Raw genomic sequence first — 20,189 nt, 5'->3', positions numbered from 1 at the left:
CGGGTGCGGGTGGGGGCGGCCTAGCTTGAGGCCGTGAGCAGCGACTATCCATTCGCCGACGGGTACAACCTCGTCTGGGACCTGACCGGCTTCGGCGCGGACGAGGAGATAGCGCAGTCCGTCTCGTTGTCCCGGGACCAGTTCCTGGAGATCCGGCACCTGTTCGTGCTGGGCGACGACCCCTGGATGGTGGCCGGCGAGTACCACGTGGCGCCGAGCATCTGGCCCCACCTGTGCCGGGCCGTCCCGGGCCTCGCGTTCCAGCGCGATGTCGACTACTTCCTCGGCGCCCGTCAGGCCTTGCCCGACGGGCGCTTTTGGCGCCCCGCGGCGGGCGTCGCCGCCCCGGGACCGATTCCGCCGCCCTAGCGGGTGACGTCGCTCAGGAACGCGGTCCAGGAGGCGGGCCCGACGGCCAGCTCGGGGCTCGCGGTGAGCTTGGAGTCGCGGATGTGCACGGTGTCGGCGCAGGAGGCGACCTCGACGCAGTCGTCACCCTCGCTGCCGCTGTACGTGGACTTGTGCCAGGAGAGGGCTACCTCGACGCAGTTGTCGCCCTCGCTGCTGCTGTAGCTGCTCTTGAACCACCGCAACTGGGAGCTGTTCACAGTCTTCCTCGCATTCGCATCAACAGGCCCACGCTGTCCGCAGGGTTGAGGGCCTGGATGCGAAGTTTGGCATACCGCTGGTTGAGTGCGCTGACCTCTTTCGGGTCGGAGATTACCCGTCCTGACTTCGGACCTTCGCTGTAGCCCACCCACTGATGCTCACTGGTTTCGAGCGTGCAGAAGGGGCCGCCTGTGCCCGAGTGGTGAGGCTGGATCGTCGGCATGATCTGGATGTCGACATTGGGCAGCGCCGCGCACTCCAGCAGGTGGTCGATCAGCTCCTTGGTTACCTCCGGCCCGCCTGTCTGCCGTTCGATCACGGATAGCTCGATGATGAAGCTGAAGGTCGTGAGAGGCGTGCGGCGGAGTATTTCCTGGCGCTCCATGCGGGCTGAAACACGGGCCTCCACCTCTTCCTGCGAGGGAACGGGTGGGACGTCCTCGATCAACGTGCGTGCGTAGCGCTCCGTTTGAAGGAGGCCTGGGATCGATCGGCACTCGTACGTGTTGAGCGTGACGGCTTCCTCTTCCAGCTCCGCCCACCTGTGGAACCAGGACGCGATGCCCCGGCGTCGGCTCAGCTCCCTGGCTGCGATCTCGATCACGCCGAAAGCGTCGAGCGCCACCTCTGCCCGGTCGACGAACCTCCTGGAGGGATGTCGTCGGCCCTGCTCGACCGATCCCACGTACTGCACCGAGTAGCCGACCAGCGGCGCTAGTTGCTCCTGTGTTAACCCAGCCCGCTTGCGGAACGCCTTGACCGTTGCGCCGAAGTTCCGCAGGTTGGCATCGGATTTGCCCTCGTAGTCACCGCTGTCGTCGTCGCTCACCATGGCGGTCACCTCCCCGAACGAAATGTTCACGGACCGTAACCCCCACTGTCCAGGGAGTGAACTCGTACAGTTCAAAAGTAGTAGTTGAAGCGCTGGTAACTCGCCAGGCCGGGCGGGACGTTGGTCGCCATGACCGCACCTTCCGGCCCCGCCCGGACCCTCGTACGCGTGTTCACTCAGCGTTTCAGCGCCACCCGCCGGGGCGCCCGGCTCGCCCGGCAGCTGGCGCTCGTCCAGCTGCACGACTGGGGGATTCCCGAGCGCACCCGGGTCTCCGACGACGCCGGGCTCCTCGTCGCCGAGCTCGCCGCCAACGCCGTTGTCCACGGCCTGGTTCCGGGTCGGGGCTTCGAGTTGCGGATGGTGCTGCTGGAGGGGGTGCTCCGCATCGAGGTCTCCGACGCGCGGCGGGACCGGCGGCCGGAGGTCGCCCCGCACGCGTACCAGGCCGAGTCCGGGTACGGGCTGCGGCTCGTCGACGCGGTCGCCGTCGGCTGGGGCGTCTGCGACCGCGTCGTCGGCAAGACGGTGTGGGCCGAGCTCAGCCTCAGGGCTTCGGCAGGACCGGCGTCTTCAGGGGCGGCGTCGGCATCGCGCCGCTCTTCGTGAACTCCTCCGGGCCGAAGCCCTCCCGGACGACGGCCCCCTGGTCTCAGGGGCGTCAGAGGTACTGCGCGAACTCGTCCAGTACTGGCAGGAGTTCCGCCTCCGTGGCCGACGGGAGCTGGACGACGACCTCGTCGATGCCCAGGTCGGCGTAGTGGGCCAGCTTGCCCGGGCTCGGTTGGATCGCGTACGGGACGATCCGGAGCGACTTCGGGTCCCGGCCCGCCGTCTCCCAGACCTCCCGCAGCACCGGCAGGGACTCGGTCAGGCCGCGTCCGCCGATCGGCATCCAGCCGTCGCCGTGGTCGGCGATCGCTGCGAACAGCTTCGGGCCGGCCGAGCCGCCGAGCAGTGTGCGGGGGCCGTACAGGGGCTGGCCGCCGCCGAGGTCGCGGGGGGCCTGGACCGGCTTGGGGTACGCCGCGCTGGCCTCGACGGAGCAGAACTGGCCGACGTACGCGGTCGGCTGCGGCGCCCACAGCGCGCGCATCAGCGCCATCTTGTCCCGGACCAGTTCGCGGCGGGTGCGCCACTCGACGCCGTGGTCGGCGGCCTCCTCGACGTTCCATCCGTAGCCGATGCCGAGCGTGAGGCGGCCGCCGGAGAGGTGGTCCAGGGTGGCCGCCTGCTTCGCGAGGCCGATCGGGTCGTGCTGGGCCACCAGGGTGATGCCGGTGCCCAGGTGCAGCCGCTCGGTCACGGCGGCGGCCTGCCCGAGGGCGACGAACGGGTCGAGGGTGCGTCCGTACATCTCCGGGAGTTCGCCGCCCATGGGCGCGGCGGTGTCGCGGGCGACGGGGATGTGGGTGTGCTCCGGGAGGTAGAGGCCGGAGAAGCCGCGCTCTTCGAGCGTCCGGGCGAGGCTGGTGGGGGAGACGGTGCGGTCGGTGAGGAAGATGGTCGCGGCGATCCGCATGAGTGATGGCACCTCCGATACGTGGGGCGGCCAACGTACGGCGTTCCGTGCGAACGCGGCAGGGGGCGAGTGAGGAAGTGGCGGGCATGGGTGACGGAACGGACGCGAAGACGATCACGGTGCCGGAGCGGCTGCACGGGTATCCGGGGGTGGCGTTCGGCGGGTACGTGGCGGGCGTCCTGGCGGCCCGGGTGGGTGCGGAGGCGGTACGGGTCGACTTCCGGCGGCCCGTGCCGGTCGGGACGGCGGTGTCCTTCGCCGAGGCCCCGGACGGCGGCAGCGCGCTGATGGACGGGGAGCTGCTGCTGGCGGCCGCGCTCCCGGTGCCGTGGGAGGCCGGGGAGCTGCCGCCGGTGCCGTCCTGGGCGCAGGCGTCGGCGGCGGCCGAGGCGTACCGGGCGGCGCCGCCGGAGGGGCAGGTCGACTGCTTCGGCTGCGGGCTGGACCGGACGCCGGGGACGGGGCTGCGGCTGCACTGCGGGCGGGTGGCCGGGCGGGACGTGGTCGCCGCCGCGTGGACGCCGGGACCCGAACTCGCCGCAGGGGCGGGGACGCTGCCGGACGAGCTGGTGTGGGGCGCGCTGGACTGCCCGGGGAACGCGGCCGGGCGGCTGCTCGACGGGCGGCCGGCCGGGGCGGTGACGGCGGCGCTGACGGCGCGGCTGCTGCGGCCGGTGCCGGTCCTCGCGGGGGCGGGGCTGGTCTCGTACGCCTGGATGCGGGAGAGCGGCGGCCGCAAGTACACGGTGGGCACGGCGCTCGCCACCGCGGCCGGGGAACTCTGCGCGGTGGGCGAGGCGCTGTGGGTGGTGCCGCGGGGCTAGCCGCCCGGACGACCGAGGGGCAGCCGGGCGCGGGCCGTGCCCGGGTGGGCGCGCGTGACCTGCCGCCCCGTGCCCGGGTGGCCCGCGTGTTCCGTGAGCCGGGCCGTGTGGCGCGCGTGACCTGCCGCCCGTGCCCGGGTGGCCCGCGTGATCCGTCGGCCCCGAGTGGGCGGCCGTAGGCGTGCGGTCAGTCGCGGGGGTAGCGGGTGAGCCAGGAGGGGGCCGGGGTGGTCGGGCCGTGGAGGGCCGGGCCCTGGGTCATCTCCAGGGCGAAGTCGTCGGCCGCCTCCAGGAGGGTGGCGCGGCCCTGGAGGTCGGTGAGCCAGCCGGGCGGCAGGGCGGTCTCGCCGTGCAGGGCGCCGAGCAGCGCCCCGCAGAGCGCGCCGGTGGCGGCGGAGTCGCCGGCGTGGTTGACGGCGAGGCGCAGGCCGTGCGGGATGTCCTCGGCGACGAGGGCGCTGTAAACGGCGACGGCGAGGGCGTCCTCGGCGGCATGGCCGTCGCGGCCGTCGCCCGGGGAGAGGGACGCGACGACCTCGGGTCCGGGCGCGGCGCCGGTGACGGCGGCGAGCGCGCGCTGCAGGGCGTCCGTGACGGGCTCGTGCGCGGGGCGGGTGGCGAGCAGGGCGAGGGCGCGCTGGACGGCGGCGTGCAGCGGCTCGCCCCGGGTCAGGCCGTGGACGATCACGGCGAAGGCCCCGGCGGAGAGGTACGCGCAAGGATGCCCGTGGCTCTGCGCGGCGCATTCCACGGCGAGCTGGAACACCAGCGCGGGCTCCCAGCCCACCAGCAGCCCGAACGGCGCCGAGCGGGCGGCGGCGGCCGCGGTGCGCGCGGTCGGGTTCTTCGGCCGGTCGGGGGTGCCGAGGACGTCGTCGGCGAAGCCGGTCATGCAGGCCCGGTCGGGGGCCCGGCGGGCGTAGAGCCACTCCTCCCGGGCCAGCCAGCCGTTGTCCTTGCGCCGCTCGTCGGGGCCCCAGTCGTGCTGGGTCGCCAGCCAGCGGCGGTGGGCGCGGTGGATGTCGGTCGGCGGGTGCCAGGCGCCGGTGTCGCGGCGTACGTGGGCGCGGATCAGGCCGTCGACGGTGAAGAGGGTGAGCTGGGTGGAGGCGGTGACGGCGCCCCGGCGGCCGTAGGCGGGGGCGAGTTCGGTCAGGCCCCGGGGGCCGTGGGTCTCGCGGATGCCGGTGAGGGTGAGGCCGGCGACGGGGGCGCCGAGGGCGTCGCCGATGGCGGAGCCGAGGAGGGCGCCGCGGACACGGCTGCGGAAGTCCTGCTGCTCGGCGCGGCCCCACAGGGCGGTCGCGGTCACTCCCGTCGCCGTCGCCGATGTGCCCGTTTCCGTGGCGGCCGTCGTAGCCGTCGTGTCCATGCCGATTCCCCCCGCTGGCTCTGGCGCGCACTGTAGTGGACATGTCCGGTCGAAACCGGAAGCGGAGAGTCGGACAGCCCGTAAGTGACCGGAGAACGGCCGGAAAGCGAAGTGTTCACGGCATGAATTGATCATGTGGCACGTTTTGCCACTGTCCGTCGGGCCGGCTGTTTTCGGCCACTCCCCGTTCATGTGAGGTTTCCCGCGGGCGCCCAGCCTCAAGGGCATGAAGAAGGCACTCCTCGCCGCGACCGTCGTCGCCTCCGCGCTCACCGCATCCCTGGTCGTGGCCCCCGCCGCCTCCGCCTCCGGCTGGGACTTCCCCTGGAACGACGGCCACCGGCACAACCAGCCCGCCATCCCGTTCACCGAGGCCACCGTCACCGCCGGAGCCGACGGCTCCTACACGCTGAAGTGGACCGCCAAGGGCATCAAGCGCGTCGAGATCAAGGCGAACGGCAAGGTCGTCGCCAAGGGCGGCGCCCAGGGCCAGGCCGTGGTCAAGGGCCTGCCCGCCGCCGACCGCCAGTGGTTCGACTTCAAGCCGGAGCGCGGCGAGGGCCTGCGCCTGGCCGACCGGCTGATCACGCTGGAGGGCACCGCCAACTTCCGTGACGCGGGCGGCTACCGCACCACCAACGGCCAGTGGGTCAAGATGGGCGAGATCTACCGCTCGGACGCCCTGCACAAGCTCACCGCGAACGACCTCGCCAAGCTCCAGCGGCTGCGCGTCAAGACCGTCTTCGACCTGCGCATGCAGGACGAGCGCACCAAGGACGCCGACAAGGTCCCGGCCGGCGCCGCGTACGTCGTCGCCGACGTGTTCGCGGGCTCCCCGTCCTTCCAGACCATGCCGAAGTCCCCGGACGAGGCCGTCAAGAGCATGATCGACGCCGAGAAGGCCATGGTCAGCGGCGACGGCGGCAAGAAGGCCTACACGCAGGTCTTCGAGGGCGTCCAGAACGACCGCGGCCGCTCCGCCCTCTTCCACTGCACCGCCGGCAAGGACCGCACGGGCTGGGCGAACGCCACCCTGCTGACCGCCCTCGGCGTCCCGCAGGAGACGGTGATGGCCGACTACCTGGCCAGCAACGACTACCGCAAGGCCGCCAACGACGCGATCCTCTCGCACCTCCCGGCCGCCCAGGCCGCCGTGTACAAGCCGCTCCTCGACGTCCGCCCCGAGTACCTGAACTCCGGCTACGACGAGGTCAAGGCGGAGTACGGCACCTTCGACCGCTACCTGAAGAACGGGCTCGGGGTCGACGCCCGCGAGCTCAAGGAACTGAAGCGGGACCTGCTCGTCGGCTGACACCGCTCGACACGGGACAAGAGCCCGGCCGGCTGTCCCGGCCGGGCTCTTCCCGTACGCGTCACCCCGGCGTCGGTCCAGGACGGGCGTCAGTCCAGGACGGGCAGCAGCTCCGGCAGGTGCCCGTCCGAGGCCGCGGCCGCCCGCTGACGTTCCCGCGGCACTTCCCCGTACAGCGTCGTACGGGCCTTCGCGGGACGGCCGGCCGCCTCCGCGACCGCGATCAGGTCCCGTACCGACTTGTACGAGCCGTAACTCGATCCGGCCATCCGCGAGATGGTCTCCTCCATCAGCGTCCCGCCGAGGTCGTTCGCGCCCGACCGCAGCATTTCGGCCGCGCCCTCCGCGCCCAGCTTCACCCAGCTCGTCTGGATGTTGGTGATGTGCGGGTGCAGCAGGATCCGGGCCATCGCCGTCACCGCCCGGTTGTCGCGGACCGTCGGGCCCGGGCGGGCGATGCCCGCGAGGTACACGGGGGCGTTGGTGTGGATGAACGGGAGCGTCACGAACTCCGTGAAGCCACCGGTCCGCTGCTGGATCCGGGCCAGGGTGCGCAAGTGGCCGAGCCAGTGGCGGGGCTGGTCCACGTGCCCGTACATCATGGTGGAGGAGGAGCGGATGCCCAGCTCGTGCGCCGTGGTGATGACGTCGATCCAGTCCGCCGTGGGCAGCTTGCCCTTGGTGAGCACCCAGCGGACCTCGTCGTCCAGGATCTCCGCCGCCGTGCCCGGGATGGAGTCCAGCCCGGCCTCCTTGGCCGCCGTCAGCCAGTCCCGTACCGACATGCCCGTGCGCGTCGCGCCGTTGACGACCTCCATCGGCGAGAACGCGTGCACGTGCATGCCCGGGACCCGCTCCTTCACCGCCCGCGCGATGTCGAAGTACGCCGTGCCCGGCAGGTCCGGGTGGATGCCGCCCTGCATGCAGACCTCGACCGCGCCCACGTCCCAGGCCTGGGCCGCGCGGTCCGCGACCTGGTCCAGGGAGAGGGTGTACGCGTCGGCGTCCGTACGGCGCTGCGCGAACGCGCAGAACCGGCAGCCGGTGTAGCAGACGTTGGTGAAGTTGATGTTCCGGGTGACGATGTACGTGACCTCGTCGCCCACCACCGACTTGCGCAGGTCGTCCGCGATCCGGCACAGCGCGTCCAGCGCCGGGCCGTCCGCGTGCAGCAGGGCGAGGGCCTGGTCGTCGGTGAGGTTCGTCGGATCGTCGGCCGCCTGCGCGAGGGCCGCCCGTACGTCGGTGTCGATGCGCTGGGGCACCATCCCGGGGGCCGCGGCCTCGCGCAGCGCCTCCCAGTCGCCGTAGACGTGGTCGAAGTCCTCGCGGCGGTCGCCGGTGCGGCCCTCGGTGTCGATCGAGGTGTGCAGGTCGGTGCGCCCGTACGCGGTGAAGCCCTCGTCGGGCTCCTGCCACGGCCGGCCCTCCACGGCCGCCGACTCGTCCGCCAGCCCGGTCTCCCCGTCGGCCAGCGCCCGTACGTGCGGCAGCAGGCGGGGGTCCAGCCAGGGCTCGCCGCGCTGGAGGAACTCCGGGTAGACGGTGAGCCGCTCGCGCAGCGCGAAGCCCGCGGCGGCGGTGCGCTCCGCCAGCTCCTCGATGTGCGGCCAGGGCCGCTCGGGGTTGACGTGGTCGGGGGTGAGCGGCGAGACGCCGCCCCAGTCGTCGATGCCGGCGCCGATCAGCAGGGCGTACTCGGCGTCGACCAGGTTCGGCGGGGCCTGGATGCGGGCCGACGGGCCGAGGATGTGGCGGGCCACCGCGATGGCGGCGGCGAGCTCCTCCAGCTCGGCGTCGGGCATGCCGCGCATGGCGGTGTCGGGCTTGGCCCGGAAGTTCTGGACGATGACTTCCTGGATGCCGTGGTAGCTGCGCTGGATCCGGCGGAGCTCGAAGAACGCGTCGGCGCGCTCCTCGTAGGACTCGCCGATGCCGATCAGGACCCCGGTGGTGAACGGCACGTTGGAGCGGCCCGCGTCCTCCAGGACGCGCAGCCGGACGGCGGGGTCCTTGTCGGGGGAGCCGTGGTGGGGGCCGCCGGGCTCGGACCACAGGCGGGTGGCGGTGGTCTCCAGCATCATGCCCATGGACGGCGCGACGGGCTTGAGGCGCTGGAGCTCGGACCAGGACAGGACCCCGGGGTTGAGGTGGGGGAGCAGCCCCGTCTCCTCCAGGACGCGGATCGCCATGGCCCGTACGTAGGCGAGGGTGTCGTCGTAGCCGTGCGCGTCGAGCCACTCGCGGGCCTCCGGCCAGCGGTCCTCGGGGCGGTCGCCGAGGGTGAACAGGGCCTCCTTGCAGCCCATGGCCGCGCCCTGGCGGGCGATGTCGAGGACCTCGTCGGGGGAGAGGTACATGCCGTGGCCGGCCTTGCGGAGCTTGCCGGGGACGGTGACGAAGGTGCAGTAGTGGCACTTGTCACGACACAGGCGCGTCAGCGGGATGAAGACCTTGCGCGAGTACGTGATGACGCCCGGCCGCCCGGCGGCGGCGAGGCCGGCGTCGCGGACCCGGGCGGCTGAGGCGGCGAGGTCGGTGAGGGCCTCGCCGCGCGCCTGGAGGAGTACGGCCGCCTCGGTCGCGTCGAGCGCGACGCCGTCGCGGGCCCGCCGGAGCGCGCGGCGCATCGCGTTGTCGGTCGGAGCGTCACTCGGAGTGGTCATGGCCCGAGCATACGATCCGTCCGTACGGTGGTGGAGGGCGTCACCGCATCACCTCACCGGCGTTGACCAGCAGCGACTGGCCGGTTATCGCCCTGGCCCGGTCGGAGGCGAGGAAGACGGCGGCGTCGGCCACGTCCCCGTCGGTGGCGAGGTCCGGAAGCGCCATCCGCTCGGTGAGGCGGGCGTGCACCTCGGCCTCGGGAACGCCCTCGGTGTGGGCGGTGAAGGTGACGAACGCCTGCACCGGAGGTCCCCACATCCAGCCGGGGAGCACGGTGTTGACCCGGATCCGGTGGGGGCCGAGCTCGCGGGCCATGGAGTACATGGCTGAGGTCAGAGCCCCCTTGGAGGCGGCGTAGGCGGCCTGCTGCACCTCGTTGGGGGCCGCCACGGCGGACTGGGTGCCGATGATGACGACGGAGCCGCCGCCGGCCTCCTTGAGCGCGGGCAGACACGCGCGGGTCATCCTCAGCGTGCCGAGCAGGTTGACGTCGACGATCTGCTGCCAGGTCCCGAAATCGGCGTCCTCGATCCCGCCGAAGTAGGAGTCCCAGGCGGCGACGTGCACGACGGCGTCGACCCCGCCGAAGCGCTCCTGCGCCAAGGCGGCGAGGGCCTCGCACTGCGCCTCGTCGGTGATGTCGGTGGGCCGGTACGCGGTGTGGGCGCCGTCCGGGTCGATCTCGGCGGCGGCCTTGGCCAGATTCGCCTCGGTCCGCGCCCCGAGCACGGCGTTCCCCCCGTCGCGCACGACGGCGGCGGCCACCTGGTGCCCGAGCCCGGCCCCGACGCCGGAGACGATGACGGTCTTCCCTCGCAACAACGGCATGACGGGTCCTCCGGGGGCGGCTGGGCCATATCTGACGGGGCGTCAGGGTAGGGGGTGGTGGCGGAGGAGGGAAGGGGGACGCGCAGCGGCCCGCGTCCGCCTGGGTGGCGAACGCGGGCCGCGCGGGTCGTGCGGGTGCTGCTAGAAGGAGCCGTTCAGGCGGTACCAGTCGCCGTCCACCTGCACGCGGTCGTTCACGAGCCCGTTGCCCCGGCCCGTGTAGGACAGGAGCCAGCCCGGGTGGCCCGACACCGACCAGCCGTCGGCCGTGTACTTGTCGTTGGTGACCGTCGCGAGGTCGACCAGACCGTCGCCCGAGTAGTCGCCGACCGCCAGGAACGTCTCCATGACGTTCCAGCCGCTGCGGCCGATCAGCACCCGGTCGGCCAGGCCCGAGGCGGTGCCCGGGTAGAGCCAGAGCTTCCCGGTCGAGGTCTCGCGCGCGACCAGGTCGGGACGTCCGTCGCCGTTCATGTCGCCCGCGCCGACGAGCGCGTTCATGACGCCCCAGCCGCTGCGCCCGATCAGGACCCGGTCGGCCAGGCCCGAGGCGGTGCCCGGGTAGAGCCAGAGCTTGCCGGTGGAGGTCTCGCGCGCGACCACGTCGCTGCGGCCGTCGCCCGTGTGGTCGCCGAACGCGGTGATCAGCGACATGCCGTTCCAGCCGCCGCTGCCGATGAGCTTGCGGTCGCCGAGCCAGCCGTTGCCCTCGCCCGGGTACAGCCACAGCTTGCCGGTGGACGCCTCGCGCGCGACGACGTCCTCCTTGCCGTCGCCGGTGAAGTCGCCGTGCCGGGTCAGGGCGCTCATGCCGTTCCAGCCGCCGCTGCCGACCTTCTTGCCCGTGCCGTCGCCGGGCAGGAACCACAGCCGGCCGGCCTCGTCGCGGACGAGGACGTCGGAGCGCCGGTCGTTGTCGAGGTCGCCGAAGCCGGTCTTGACCGGCGAGGTCTCGGCGTACCAGCGCGGGTAGGCGTTGAGGCCGCACTCGCGGTCGGTGAGCACGAACTTGATCGAGCTCTTGTCGGACTCGGCCGGGCCGGACGAGCCGCCGCCGGGCCCGTTCGGCCGGTCCGCCCAGTAGGAGCCGAACCCGTAGTTGGGCTCCGAGTACAGGCAGGCGATCTTGTCGGTGCGGTTGCTCGTGGCCCACATCTTGTTGTCGAACGCGCCGAGGGTCGGCTGGTCCGTGTTGACCTTGAGCATCGGCCCGGTCGCGGCGTCGTTCGTCCAGGCGCAGAAGTAGCCGGTCGGGCAGTTCTCGTACTTGGCCGGGGCGGCCTGGGCGGGCGCCGCCGTGGTGGCGGCCAGACCCAGGCCGCCGATCGCGAGGCCGAGCCCTGTGGCCAGCCCGCGCAGAAGTGCAGTGCGCATGTGTGAGCGCTTCCCCCCTGATGGTGATGTGCGAGGCAGATTAGCGCCGGGCCGCCGGCCGGAAGGAGGAGGGGTCGGACATCTCCCCAACTGATGCTCCATCAGATACACCGGTCCCATGACGACCGAAGAGACAGCAGGGCTGGGAGCAGGACAGGCAGCAGGACAGGCAGCAGGACGGGCGGCAGGACAGGCCGCCGGGCAGGACGACACCCGGGTCGACGCGTACGCCGAGCTCGCGGCCGTGGGGCCGTACGGGGTCAGGCCCGGACACGCGCTGATCACCATGGTCGAACCGCACCCGGGCCACGAGTACGCCTACAACCGCTGGTACGAGGACGACCACTACTACGCCGGGGCGATGGCCATGCCCTGGATGTACGCCGGGCGCCGCTGGGTGGCGACCCGGGAGCTGCAGGAGCTGCGCTACCCGGAGAAGTCGGCGGTCGCCCAGCCGGTCACCGCGGGGTGTTACATCTCCACGTACTGGGTGACCGAGGGCCGCTACGACGAGCACATGAAGTGGACCGTCGGGATCAACAAGCGGCTGAACCGAGACGGCCGCGTCTACCAGGACCGCACGCACGTCTTCACGGCCTTCCAGGACCACGTGGCGACGGTCTACCGCGACGGGGCCACCGGCCCCCGGGACTTCCACGCCCTCGACCACCCGTACGCGGGGCTCGTGGTGCAGGTCGTCGACGCCGAGGGGCCCGCACAGCGGGCCGAGCTGCTGGAGTGGCTGCGCTCGCGGGCCCTGCCGCGGCGGCTGGCGGGGTCCCCGGCGGCGATGGTGACGGTGTTCCGGCCGACGCCGCTGCCGGGGGACCGGATGACCTACGTGAAGCAGGTCGAGGGGATCGACACCCGGCTGACCCTGCTGTGGTTCCTGGAGGCGGATCCGCGTACCTGCTGGGACCGCTTCGAGGGGCTGGACACGGAGGTCGCAGGGGCTGGGCTGGGCCGGGTGGAGCTGGTGGCTCCGTTCATCCCGACCGTGCCGGGGACGGACCGGTACGTGGACCGGTTGCGGCGGTAGCCGCGGCCGGTGCGACACGCCGGGCATGGCCGAGCCCCCTCGGCCAGGACGGCGGGCCGGACGAGAGGGCTCCAGTCAGTACTGCGGGTGGTGCGTGTCGTTCCTGTGGTGCTGGTGGCGCTGATCGTTCGTGGAGCGGTGGCTGGGATGTGCGCCTCGACGTTCAGGCGAGACGTCCCAGCCGGCCCTCGGTGACGTCGGCGACGAACGAGGTCCAGGATCCCGGCGCGAAGGTGAGGGACGGACCGTCCGTCGCCTTCGAGTCGCGCACCGCGATCGCTTCCGTGACGGGGGACTTGACCTCGACGCAGGCGCCGTTCGCGGAGTAGGAGGACTTGGTCCAGTTTTCCGTGGCGCCCTGACGAATAGCCATGTTTCTCTCCGGTTCAGCGAGTAGTTCCGGTGACTGCCGGCCATTTCCCCGGCCGACGTGATCGACGCTACCCGCCGCACTCGGCGGGTGAAGAGGGCGTTCACCCGACCGAGTGGCATATTCCATTCAGGTCTTCTGTGGCTGGGGATCGACGGTGTACCGTACGGGCCCGCCTCGCGACCTGGCCGGATTCCTCCGGATTTACTGCTCCTTGCCCGCATAGTGGTCGATGATTCCCGAGATGAACTGCCGGGTCTGATCGACATTGAGGGCCTGGGCGCGCAGATGCTCGTACATCACGCTGTATTTCTGAACGTCGTTGGCCTTCTCCAGGTACAGATCGCTCGTCACGCCCTCGATGTAGACGACGGTCGAGTCCGAGGCGTCCGGGAATTCCAAAATCGCGTACTGGCCGTTCACGCCGGGGTGCGCACCCATCGTGAAGGGCATCACCTGGACCGTGACGTGCGGCTTCTCCGACTGCTCTATCAAGTACTCCAGCTGCCGGGTCATCAACTGGGCGTCACCCACGTACCGGCGCAGCGCCGCCTCGTCGATGACCGCCCAAAGGCGCAGCGGCCCGAGCTCCGGGTTGTTGTTGTCGGTCTCCGAGAGCCGCTTCTGGCGGTGCATGCGGACCTGGACGCGCTTGTCCACGTCGGCGGGGGCGGTCTCCGGCCACGCGCCGCGGACCAGGGCCTGGGCGTACTCCGGGGTCTGGAGCAGACCGGGGATCACCAGGGGCTCGTACGTGCGCAGGCTGGCGGCGTCCGTCTCCAGGCCGATGTACACGCTGTACGGGATGTCGCCGAAGGCGTGCCACCAGCCCTGCTGACGGGAGTCCTTGGCCATCTGCATGAGGGAGTCGACGAGCCTGCGGTCCTCCACCTCGTACACGTCGCACAGGTCGCGGACATCGCGCTGGCTGATGGAACGGCGGCCGTTCTCGAGTCGGCTGATCTTCGACTGGGAGACGAGGAGGCGCTCGGCGACCTGCTCGGCCGTCATGCCCTTGTCTTCGCGGAGCTTGCGCAACTCCATGCCCAGTCGGCGGCGTCGGACGGTGGGATTGACATTGGACGCCACTTGAACGGCACCTCCGCCTTCTTCTCGTTCTGTCGGTTCTGTTCTGTTCTCTCTGCGTGTCTGACGTTCAGCAGACTGCCACCGAAGGGCGCGGCGGCGCCGGAGAACGGCCGGGAAACACAGACGCGCGGGGTGGCGGGGCCGGCGAACCGGCCTCGCCACCCCGCGCGCTGGCGGTTCCGGAACCGGGTCTTTGGGGGACGCCGGCCGCGGTGATGGCGTTGCGGTCGTACGAATGCCTGCCGTGGGTCAAGGGGTGTGGCAGGCGGTACGGGCACTGCTGTGCGGGTGTCGCCGACGCAGCGGCGCGTGGATCAGTGCGCGGCCGCGCGGGCCATCGCACCCGTCCGGCGCGGCTGGAGCGGAACGCCGTTCGCCGTCGCCCGGGCGGGCGGCGGGGCCGCCGGTGCGCGGTCGCGGCGTGGCTGCGCCGCCACACCGTTCTGGACGTCCATGACGGCGTGCGCCACCAGACCGCCCATCGGGTCGTGCCGGATCAGGTCCCGCAGCCGGGACCTGGACGACCGCCCCTCGTTGCCGGGGTACAGGTGCTTGCCGAGTCCGACCGCGTGGGCCAGTGCGGCAAGCGCCGCGGTCCGCGGGTCCGGCGGTACGCCGGTGCGGATCGCACTGTCGAGCCGGGCACGGATCTCCCGGCTGATCGCCGTGTCGGTCGCCTGGTAGCGAGTCGTCGGCAGCACCCCGCACATCTGTCCCGCGACGGCATGGACCATGCCGCAGCGCTCCAGGTGCGCGAGGTAAATCTGGCGGAGCCCCAGCCGGGGTCCGCCGATCCAGTGGACGGCCCGTACCGGGCTGCCGCGTCTGCGCAGCAGTTCCAGTGCGGAGTCCAGAGTCGGATCTCCTGTCGGCCGTGGCATCACCACGGCGATACGATCCCCGTCAGGGGCTATCCGTCCTGCCAGAGCCAGCTCTACTAGCTGTGCCCCGGCCAGGCCGAGGTCGAGCGACTGCGGCTGCGCCGTGGTTCCCGTGGTCGGGTCCAAGGCGAGCAGCAGAAGCTCCTCCGGAATTGTTCTGCGGCTCCTGCCCATCCATGCCTCCCCGCGTGGATGAGTGACAGGGTGACGCCTCTCACATTCATCTGTCGAGAGCGCCTGGCCGCTTTGTGGGGGAACCGGCAGCTATGTCGTTCTCGTCTAGCGGGTCGGCGATGCCCCCTAGACGGGACACTGTTAGACGGTTCGGACAGCAGCCGGACGGCGATCGAGGAGGAACTGGTGGCGGGCGAGTCCCCCGACAAGTCGGTAGATGAAGGTGCGGTGGGGGAGGGGCGCGACCCGAGGCTGTCGGTGTTCCGGCCGCGGGATCCCGAACCGGAGCCGGAGGGTGTTGACCCGTTGCGGGACGCGGTGGCGGCGTGGGTCGCCTCGGAGTCCGAGAACGGTGCCGGTGCCGGTGCCGCCGGCGGTGCTGACGCCGACGCCGAATCCTCCTCCGACGCCGACTCCGACTCCGACTCCGACTCCGACTCTGAATCCGACCCTGGCTCCGGCTCCGGGTCCGCATCCGCCTCCAAATCCGGGGACGCGTCCGGCACCGGGTCCGGTTCCGGGTCGCCCGGTCGGGTGGAAACGGATCCGGCCGAGGGTTCCGCTTCCGTACGGCCGGCCGGTGATGCCGGGTCGGATTCCGCCGACCCCGCCGACCGGCCGAGCGAGGCCAAGGGTTCCGCTCCGGTGAAGCCGACCGGGGACGACCGGGTGACGGCGTCGGACGCCGCGAAGCGCGGCTCCGCTTCTGCGCGGCCGGCTGCCGCCGATGAGCCGGTGGACAGCGAGCGCACGGCCGTCTTCCGCGCGCCGAAGCCCGCCGAGGTTGAGGCCAAGGGTTCCGCTTCCGCGCAGCCCGCCGGTGGTTCGGACCAGCGGACCACCGCCTTCGGCGTGGTGAAGCCGAAGCCGGCCGATGCCGACCGTTCCGCTTCCGAGCGCCTCGCCGGTGGTGCCAAGCCGGACGCCGATCAGCGGACGACGGCCTTCGGCGTCGTGAAGCCGAAGCCGGCCGAGGGTGAGGGTTCCGCTTCCGCGCAGCCCGCCGGTGGCGCGGACCAGCGGACCACCGCCTTCGGCGTCGTGAAGCCGAGCCCGGAGAAGCCGGCTGCTGCCGACGAGCCGGTGGACAGCGAGCGCACGGCCGTGTTCCGGATGCCGAAGCCCGCCGAGGACAAGGCCAAGGCCAAGGCCGAGGACTCCGCTTCCGCCAAGCCGGCGCCCGCCGATGAGCCGAAGACCGCGTTCGGTGTCGCCAAGCCCGCCCCGGCCAAGCCCGCCCCGGCCAAGCCGGCCGACGGGGGCGAGCCGGCGGACAGTGAGCGCACCGCGGTGTTCCGCGCGGTGAAGCCGGCGGACGCCGCCAAGCCCGCGAGCCCGTCCGCCTCCGCGAAGCCCGCCGGTGATGCCAAGCCGGGCACCGACCAGCGGACCGCGTTCGGTGTCGCCAAGCCCGCCCCGGCCAAGCCGGCCGACGGGGGCGAGCCGGCGGACAGTGAGCGCACCGCGGTGTTCCGCGCGGTGAAGCCGGCGGACGCCGTTAAGGCTGCCAAGCCCGCCGACGCTGCCAAGCCGGCCGACGCTGCCAAGCCCGCGGATGATGCCAAGCCCGCGGATGACGCCAAGCCCGCCAAGCCGGAGGCCGACCGGCGGACGACCGCCTTCGGTGTCGTGAAGCCGACGCCGGCTCCCGCCAAGCCCGGCGACGCCGGTGAGCCGGCGGACAGTGAGAAGACCGCCGTGTTCCGCGCGGTGAAGCCGGCCCCGGTGAAGCCGGACGCGGGCAAGCCCGCCCAGCCGGGCGGCGACGCCGCCAGGAAGCCCGGCTCCGGACCCGCGGGGTCCAGTACGTTCGTGCCGCTGCGCGGCGAGGGTACGGCCGCGCCGAAACCCCCGGCCGCGTCCCGCCCGGCGCCGCCGCCGGTGTCGCTGGAGCCCGGCGAGCGGACCACGCAGCAGCCGCTGCCGCCGAAGCCGCCGCTCGACATGCTCGCGGACCTGACGAACAACCCGCCCCCGCCGCCGAGCCCGCTCCGCACCACCGTCCGGCGCTTCAAGATCTACGCGCCGATCGTCGGCCTCCTGGCCGTCATCCTCGCCGTCGTGCAGCTGGTCCGCCCGCTGCCCGAGCCGAAGCTCACGATGACCGCGAAGAACACGTACACCTTCGACGGCGGCGCCCCGACGCTGCCGTGGCCGAAGGAGGGTCAGGCCTACATGGCGGCGGCCGGCCTCGGCACCGTCGGCACCTTCGGCGAGCAGAAGCCCGTCGCGATCGGCAGTGTCGCCAAGGCGATGACCGCGTACGTGATCCTCAAGGGCCACCCCCTCAAGAAGGGGGAAAAGGGCGCGATGATCGACATCGACAAGACCGCGGTGGACGACGGCAAGAAGGAGTCCGAGGGCGAGTCGACGGTCAACACCCTCAAGGCGGGCGAGCAGATCTCGCAGTACGACGCCCTCGCCGCGATCATGATCCCGTCCGCCAACAACGTCGCGCGGCTCCTCGCGCGCTGGGACAGCAACGGTGACCAGGAGGCGTTCGTCAAGAAGATGAACGACACCGCCAAGGAACTCGGCATGACCAACACCACGTACACGGACCCCTCGGGTCTGGACGCGACCACGGTCAGCACCGCCGAGGACCAGGTCAAGCTCGGTCTCAAGATCGTCGAGATGCCGGAGCTGATCGCGATCACCAAGCTGCCCAAGTGGACCGACCAGTCCGGCAAGTCCTGGCGGAACTACAACGACCTGATCCCCTTCAACGGCTCGCTCGGCATCAAGACCGGCTCCACCACGAAGGCCGGCGGCAACCTGCTCTTCGCCGCGGAGAAGAAGGTCGGCGAGACCAACCAGCTGATCGTCGGCGCGGTCCTCGGCCAGCACGGCGTACCGATCCTGGGGACCGCCATCGACGCCAGCAGGCAGATCATGCTGTCCACGCAGAAGATGCTGACGAACGCGCCGGTCGTGAAGAAGGGCGATGTCGTCGGGTACGTGGACGACGGCCTCGGCGGCCACACCCCGGTCGTCGCGACCGCCGACGTGGAGGCGGTCGGCTGGCCGACCCTCACCGTCAACGTCAAGCTGGGCAGCGGCGGCACCAAGCTTCCCCAGACCGCCGGGGCCGGCACCGAGGTCGGCGTGCTGACCGTCGGTGAGGGCGCCAGCCAGGTGAAGGTGCCGGTGGCGCTGAAGAGCGACCTGGCCGCGCCGGGCATCGGCAGCAAGCTGACCCGCGTCGGCTAGAGCGGGTGACCGCGTGACCGCGTGAACCGGCGCCCCGGGCAACCCCGGGGCGCCGGAGCGCGTCTACGGACCCGGGACCCGGGACCCGGGACCCGGGACCAGGGTGTCGTCGTCGTATGTCGTCAGGTGTTGGGGAGTGTGCGTCGGCAGTGACCACCGCTGAGCAGCAGAGGCAGGAGCAGGGGGCCGGGCCGGGCCCGCGCCGGGATCCGGCGAAGGGCGTCCCGGCCGATTCCGCCGTGTCCGACGACGGCGCCGGCATACGGGGCCGTGCGCGCGGCGCCCTCGGCTGGGCCCACCGGCACCCGGTGGCCGTCGCCTCCGCCGTCGCCGCGGCCTTGCACATCGCCTGGTTCTTCAGCTTCGCCAACAGCGGCGGCGACCTCGCCGCGCAGGACGCGTGGGCCGAGTTCGTCGGCCGCCACCCCGACTCGGCGTACAACCTCGCCTGGTACGGCGGCATGCACCCGGTCTCGTACAGCGTCGTCTCGCCGTACGTGATGTACATGATCGGCGTCCGGACCACGATGATGATCGCCGGCACCCTCTCGGCGGGGCTGTTCGCGCTGATCCTGACCCGCTGCCGGGGCGTCGTCCGGCAGCCGCTGTGGCCGGCCCTCGCCGGGGTGTACGGGCTGCTGTGCAACGCCATGTCCGGCCGCGTCACCTTCGGGCTCGGCGTGGTGTTCGCGCTCGGCGCGGTCGCCGCCGTGTTCTGCTGGCCCCGCAAGTGGGCCGAGCGCCGTTGGGCCAAGGCCGCCGTCGCGGCCCCGCTGGCCGGTCTCGCGACCGCCGCCAGTCCGGTCGCCGGGCTGTTCCTCGGGGTGATCGCGGCCGCGCTGTTCCTGAGCGGGCGGCGCCCGGGCGCCTACGCGCTGGGGCTGGCCCCGGTGGCGGTGGTCGGGCTGTCGGCCTGGCTGTTCCCGTTCTCCGGCACGCAGCCGATGAAGATCGGCTCGGCCGCGCCGCCGTTCGTGTTCGCGGTGGCGCTCCTGGTCCTGGTGCCGAAGCGGTGGAAGACGGTCCGCATCGCCTCGGGCGTGTACGCGCTCGGGGTACTGCTGACCTGGCTGATCGACTCCCAGGTCGGCTCCAACGTCACCCGGATGATCATGCTGTTCGGCGCGGCCGTGGCCCTCGCGGCCCTCCCGTACGCCGTGCCGCGCTCGCGGCAGTGGTACGGGCTGCTGCTCGCCTTCGTCGGCCTGAACGTCTGGATCACGTCCAACAGCATCACGGACATCGTCCGCACCACTCCGGTGGCGGCATGGAACCGCGAGCTCGCCCCGCTCGTCGACCAGCTCCAGAAGGCGGGCGCCGACCGCGGCCGGGTCGAGGTGGTCCCGGCCAGCAGCCACCGCGAGTCGTCGGCCTTCCCCTCGTACGTGAACCTCGCGCGCGGCTGGAACCGGCAGGCCGACCTGGAGCGGAACCCGATCTTCTACGACGACTCCCTCAGTGCCGCGAGCTACCGGGCCTGGCTGGACCGCTGGGCCGTGCACTACGTGGTGCTGCCCGCCGACAAACCCGACTCGGGCGGCGAGGACGAGGCGAAGCTGGTGGGTGAGGGGCTCCCGTACCTCCAGCAGGTGTGGGGCGACCGGAACTGGCGGCTGTTCAAGGTCCACGAGCCGACGGACCTGGTCGCCGGGCCCGCGACGGTGGTGCGGGCGAGCGCCGACCGGCTGGTCATCGACGTGAAGCAGCCCGGGCGGGTGCTGGTGCGGATCCCGCATTCGCCGTGGCTGGGGCTGGTGGACGGCGCGGGGAAGCCGGTGGCGCCGCCGCAGGCGAAGCAGCCGAACACGGCCGGGTGCCTGTTCAAGGCGGCCCCGGACGTCGAGGGCGACGTGTGGACGGAGCTGCTGGCGCCGGCGGCCGGCGAGTACCGGGTGGCGGCGAAGTACCAGCTCCCGCGGGGGACGCCGTGCCCGGAGGAGCTGGTGACGCAGACGCTGGGGCCACCGGTCCGCCCCGCTCCGCCCCGGCCTTGATCCATTTTTCTTTGCGTTCGGTCCGGGTGCGTTTGCCGCCATATCTGCATACGATCCCAATAGTCCGATTGGGTGCTTCCCGAGGGAGTTGA

Annotated in this window: 17 protein-coding genes; 7 read left to right on the top strand and 10 right to left on the bottom strand. The window is 72.0% G+C overall.

Annotation, left to right across the window (positions count from 1 at the left end):
• Positions 1-33: 33 nt before the first annotated feature.
• Positions 34-369, top strand: a complete 336-nt coding sequence (locus OG982_RS11945; protein WP_266787549.1) for a hypothetical protein — start codon at positions 34-36, stop codon at positions 367-369.
• Here OG982_RS11945 and OG982_RS11940 read toward each other — a convergent pair.
• Both OG982_RS11940 and OG982_RS11935 read right to left on the bottom strand, forming a co-directional pair.
• Positions 366-608, bottom strand: coding sequence for a DUF397 domain-containing protein (locus OG982_RS11940; protein ID WP_266948525.1), 243 nt, complete (start codon positions 606-608; stop codon positions 366-368). The genes OG982_RS11945 and OG982_RS11940 overlap by 4 nt on opposite strands.
• Complete coding sequence (locus OG982_RS11935) at positions 605-1,441, bottom strand: helix-turn-helix transcriptional regulator (protein WP_266949894.1); 837 nt, start codon at positions 1,439-1,441, stop codon at positions 605-607. The genes OG982_RS11940 and OG982_RS11935 overlap by 4 nt, the downstream gene beginning before the upstream one ends.
• Before the next feature lie 129 nt (positions 1,442-1,570).
• Here OG982_RS11935 and OG982_RS11930 point away from each other — a divergent pair, with 129 nt between their 5' ends.
• Positions 1,571-2,050 (top strand): ATP-binding protein, encoded by a 480-nt coding sequence (locus OG982_RS11930; protein WP_266787556.1) that lies wholly within the window; start codon positions 1,571-1,573, stop codon positions 2,048-2,050.
• Between the two features lie 52 nt (positions 2,051-2,102).
• On the opposite strand, the gene OG982_RS11925 is transcribed toward OG982_RS11930, so the two are convergent.
• The gene (locus tag OG982_RS11925) at positions 2,103-2,963 is read right to left on the bottom strand and encodes a TIGR03619 family F420-dependent LLM class oxidoreductase (protein WP_266787558.1); all 861 of its coding nucleotides are present in this window, start codon (positions 2,961-2,963) and stop codon (positions 2,103-2,105) included.
• A gap of 86 nt (positions 2,964-3,049) precedes the next feature.
• Between OG982_RS11925 and OG982_RS11920 the strand changes: the two genes are divergently transcribed.
• Positions 3,050-3,787 carry a hypothetical protein gene (locus OG982_RS11920; RefSeq protein ID WP_266787560.1) on the top strand — a complete coding sequence of 246 codons (738 nt, stop codon included), beginning with the start codon at positions 3,050-3,052 and terminating at the stop codon, positions 3,785-3,787.
• A 187-nt stretch (positions 3,788-3,974) separates the two neighbouring features.
• Here the strand turns inward: OG982_RS11920 and OG982_RS11915 are convergent, their stop codons facing one another.
• Positions 3,975-5,159 (bottom strand): ADP-ribosylglycohydrolase family protein, encoded by a 1,185-nt coding sequence (locus OG982_RS11915; protein ID WP_266948523.1) that lies wholly within the window; start codon positions 5,157-5,159, stop codon positions 3,975-3,977.
• A 226-nt stretch (positions 5,160-5,385) separates the two neighbouring features.
• Between OG982_RS11915 and OG982_RS11910 the strand changes: the two genes are divergently transcribed.
• The gene (locus tag OG982_RS11910; RefSeq protein ID WP_266948522.1) at positions 5,386-6,471 is read left to right on the top strand and encodes a tyrosine-protein phosphatase; all 1,086 of its coding nucleotides are present in this window, start codon (positions 5,386-5,388) and stop codon (positions 6,469-6,471) included.
• A gap of 89 nt (positions 6,472-6,560) precedes the next feature.
• Here the strand turns inward: OG982_RS11910 and OG982_RS11905 are convergent, their stop codons facing one another.
• The 3 genes from OG982_RS11905 to OG982_RS11895 all read right to left on the bottom strand — a co-directional run bounded on the left by OG982_RS11905 (position 6,561) and on the right by OG982_RS11895 (position 11,340).
• Complete coding sequence (locus OG982_RS11905; protein WP_266948520.1) at positions 6,561-9,137, bottom strand: bifunctional FO biosynthesis protein CofGH; 2,577 nt, start codon at positions 9,135-9,137, stop codon at positions 6,561-6,563.
• Between the two features lie 40 nt (positions 9,138-9,177).
• On the bottom strand, positions 9,178-9,966 hold the full coding sequence (locus OG982_RS11900) for an SDR family oxidoreductase (protein WP_266948518.1): 789 nt from the start codon (positions 9,964-9,966) through the stop codon (positions 9,178-9,180).
• 141 nt (positions 9,967-10,107) lie between these two features.
• Positions 10,108-11,340 carry an FG-GAP-like repeat-containing protein gene (locus tag OG982_RS11895; RefSeq protein WP_266787570.1) on the bottom strand — a complete coding sequence of 411 codons (1,233 nt, stop codon included), beginning with the start codon at positions 11,338-11,340 and terminating at the stop codon, positions 10,108-10,110.
• Positions 11,341-11,458: 118 nt separating this feature from the next.
• Between OG982_RS11895 and OG982_RS11890 the strand changes: the two genes are divergently transcribed.
• Positions 11,459-12,379 (top strand): hypothetical protein, encoded by a 921-nt coding sequence (locus OG982_RS11890; protein ID WP_266948517.1) that lies wholly within the window; start codon positions 11,459-11,461, stop codon positions 12,377-12,379.
• A gap of 163 nt (positions 12,380-12,542) precedes the next feature.
• Here OG982_RS11890 and OG982_RS11885 read toward each other — a convergent pair whose 3' ends face one another.
• The 3 genes from OG982_RS11885 to OG982_RS11875 all read right to left on the bottom strand — a co-directional run bounded on the left by OG982_RS11885 (position 12,543) and on the right by OG982_RS11875 (position 14,893).
• On the bottom strand, positions 12,543-12,752 hold the full coding sequence (locus OG982_RS11885) for a DUF397 domain-containing protein (RefSeq protein WP_266787574.1): 210 nt from the start codon (positions 12,750-12,752) through the stop codon (positions 12,543-12,545).
• Positions 12,753-12,953: 201 nt separating this feature from the next.
• Complete coding sequence (locus tag OG982_RS11880) at positions 12,954-13,838, bottom strand: helix-turn-helix transcriptional regulator (protein ID WP_266787576.1); 885 nt, start codon at positions 13,836-13,838, stop codon at positions 12,954-12,956.
• Between the two features lie 314 nt (positions 13,839-14,152).
• Positions 14,153-14,893 (bottom strand): GPP34 family phosphoprotein, encoded by a 741-nt coding sequence (locus tag OG982_RS11875; RefSeq protein WP_266787578.1) that lies wholly within the window; start codon positions 14,891-14,893, stop codon positions 14,153-14,155.
• A 186-nt stretch (positions 14,894-15,079) separates the two neighbouring features.
• Between OG982_RS11875 and OG982_RS11870 the strand changes: the two genes are divergently transcribed.
• Positions 15,080-18,103 carry a D-alanyl-D-alanine carboxypeptidase gene (locus OG982_RS11870; protein ID WP_266948516.1) on the top strand — a complete coding sequence of 1,008 codons (3,024 nt, stop codon included), beginning with the start codon at positions 15,080-15,082 and terminating at the stop codon, positions 18,101-18,103.
• Positions 18,104-18,219: 116 nt separating this feature from the next.
• Positions 18,220-20,097: an MFS transporter gene (locus OG982_RS11865; protein ID WP_266948514.1), complete on the top strand. Its 1,878-nt coding sequence runs from the start codon at positions 18,220-18,222 to the stop codon at positions 20,095-20,097.
• Positions 20,098-20,189 lie beyond the last annotated feature (92 nt).

This window comes from Streptomyces sp. NBC_01551, assembly GCF_026339935.1.
Classification (GTDB): Bacteria; Actinomycetota; Actinomycetes; order Streptomycetales; family Streptomycetaceae; genus Streptomyces.
Note: the sequence above shows the minus strand (reverse complement) of the source record. Positions and strands in the feature narration are given on the sequence as shown.

Bases quoted from the DNA above. Each gene is read 5' to 3' on its own strand.
- OG982_RS11915 (WP_266948523.1), bottom strand. From the start codon at position 5,159: ATGGACACGACGGCTACGACGGCCGCCACGGAAACGGGCACATCGGCG.
- OG982_RS11895 (WP_266787570.1), bottom strand. From the start codon at position 11,340: ATGCGCACTGCACTTCTGCGCGGGCTGGCCACAGGGCTCGGCCTCGCG.
- OG982_RS11905 (WP_266948520.1), bottom strand. From the start codon at position 9,137: ATGACCACTCCGAGTGACGCTCCGACCGACAACGCGATGCGCCGCGCG.
- OG982_RS11900 (WP_266948518.1), bottom strand. From the start codon at position 9,966: ATGCCGTTGTTGCGAGGGAAGACCGTCATCGTCTCCGGCGTCGGGGCC.
- OG982_RS11865 (WP_266948514.1), top strand. From the start codon at position 18,220: ATGTCGTCAGGTGTTGGGGAGTGTGCGTCGGCAGTGACCACCGCTGAG.
- OG982_RS11925 (WP_266787558.1), bottom strand. From the start codon at position 2,963: ATGCGGATCGCCGCGACCATCTTCCTCACCGACCGCACCGTCTCCCCC.
- OG982_RS11885 (WP_266787574.1), bottom strand. From the start codon at position 12,752: ATGGCTATTCGTCAGGGCGCCACGGAAAACTGGACCAAGTCCTCCTAC.
- OG982_RS11890 (WP_266948517.1), top strand. From the start codon at position 11,459: ATGACGACCGAAGAGACAGCAGGGCTGGGAGCAGGACAGGCAGCAGGA.
- OG982_RS11930 (WP_266787556.1), top strand. From the start codon at position 1,571: ATGACCGCACCTTCCGGCCCCGCCCGGACCCTCGTACGCGTGTTCACT.
- OG982_RS11910 (WP_266948522.1), top strand. From the start codon at position 5,386: ATGAAGAAGGCACTCCTCGCCGCGACCGTCGTCGCCTCCGCGCTCACC.
- OG982_RS11935 (WP_266949894.1), bottom strand. From the start codon at position 1,441: ATGGTGAGCGACGACGACAGCGGTGACTACGAGGGCAAATCCGATGCC.
- OG982_RS11920 (WP_266787560.1), top strand. From the start codon at position 3,050: ATGGGTGACGGAACGGACGCGAAGACGATCACGGTGCCGGAGCGGCTG.
- OG982_RS11875 (WP_266787578.1), bottom strand. From the start codon at position 14,893: ATGGGCAGGAGCCGCAGAACAATTCCGGAGGAGCTTCTGCTGCTCGCC.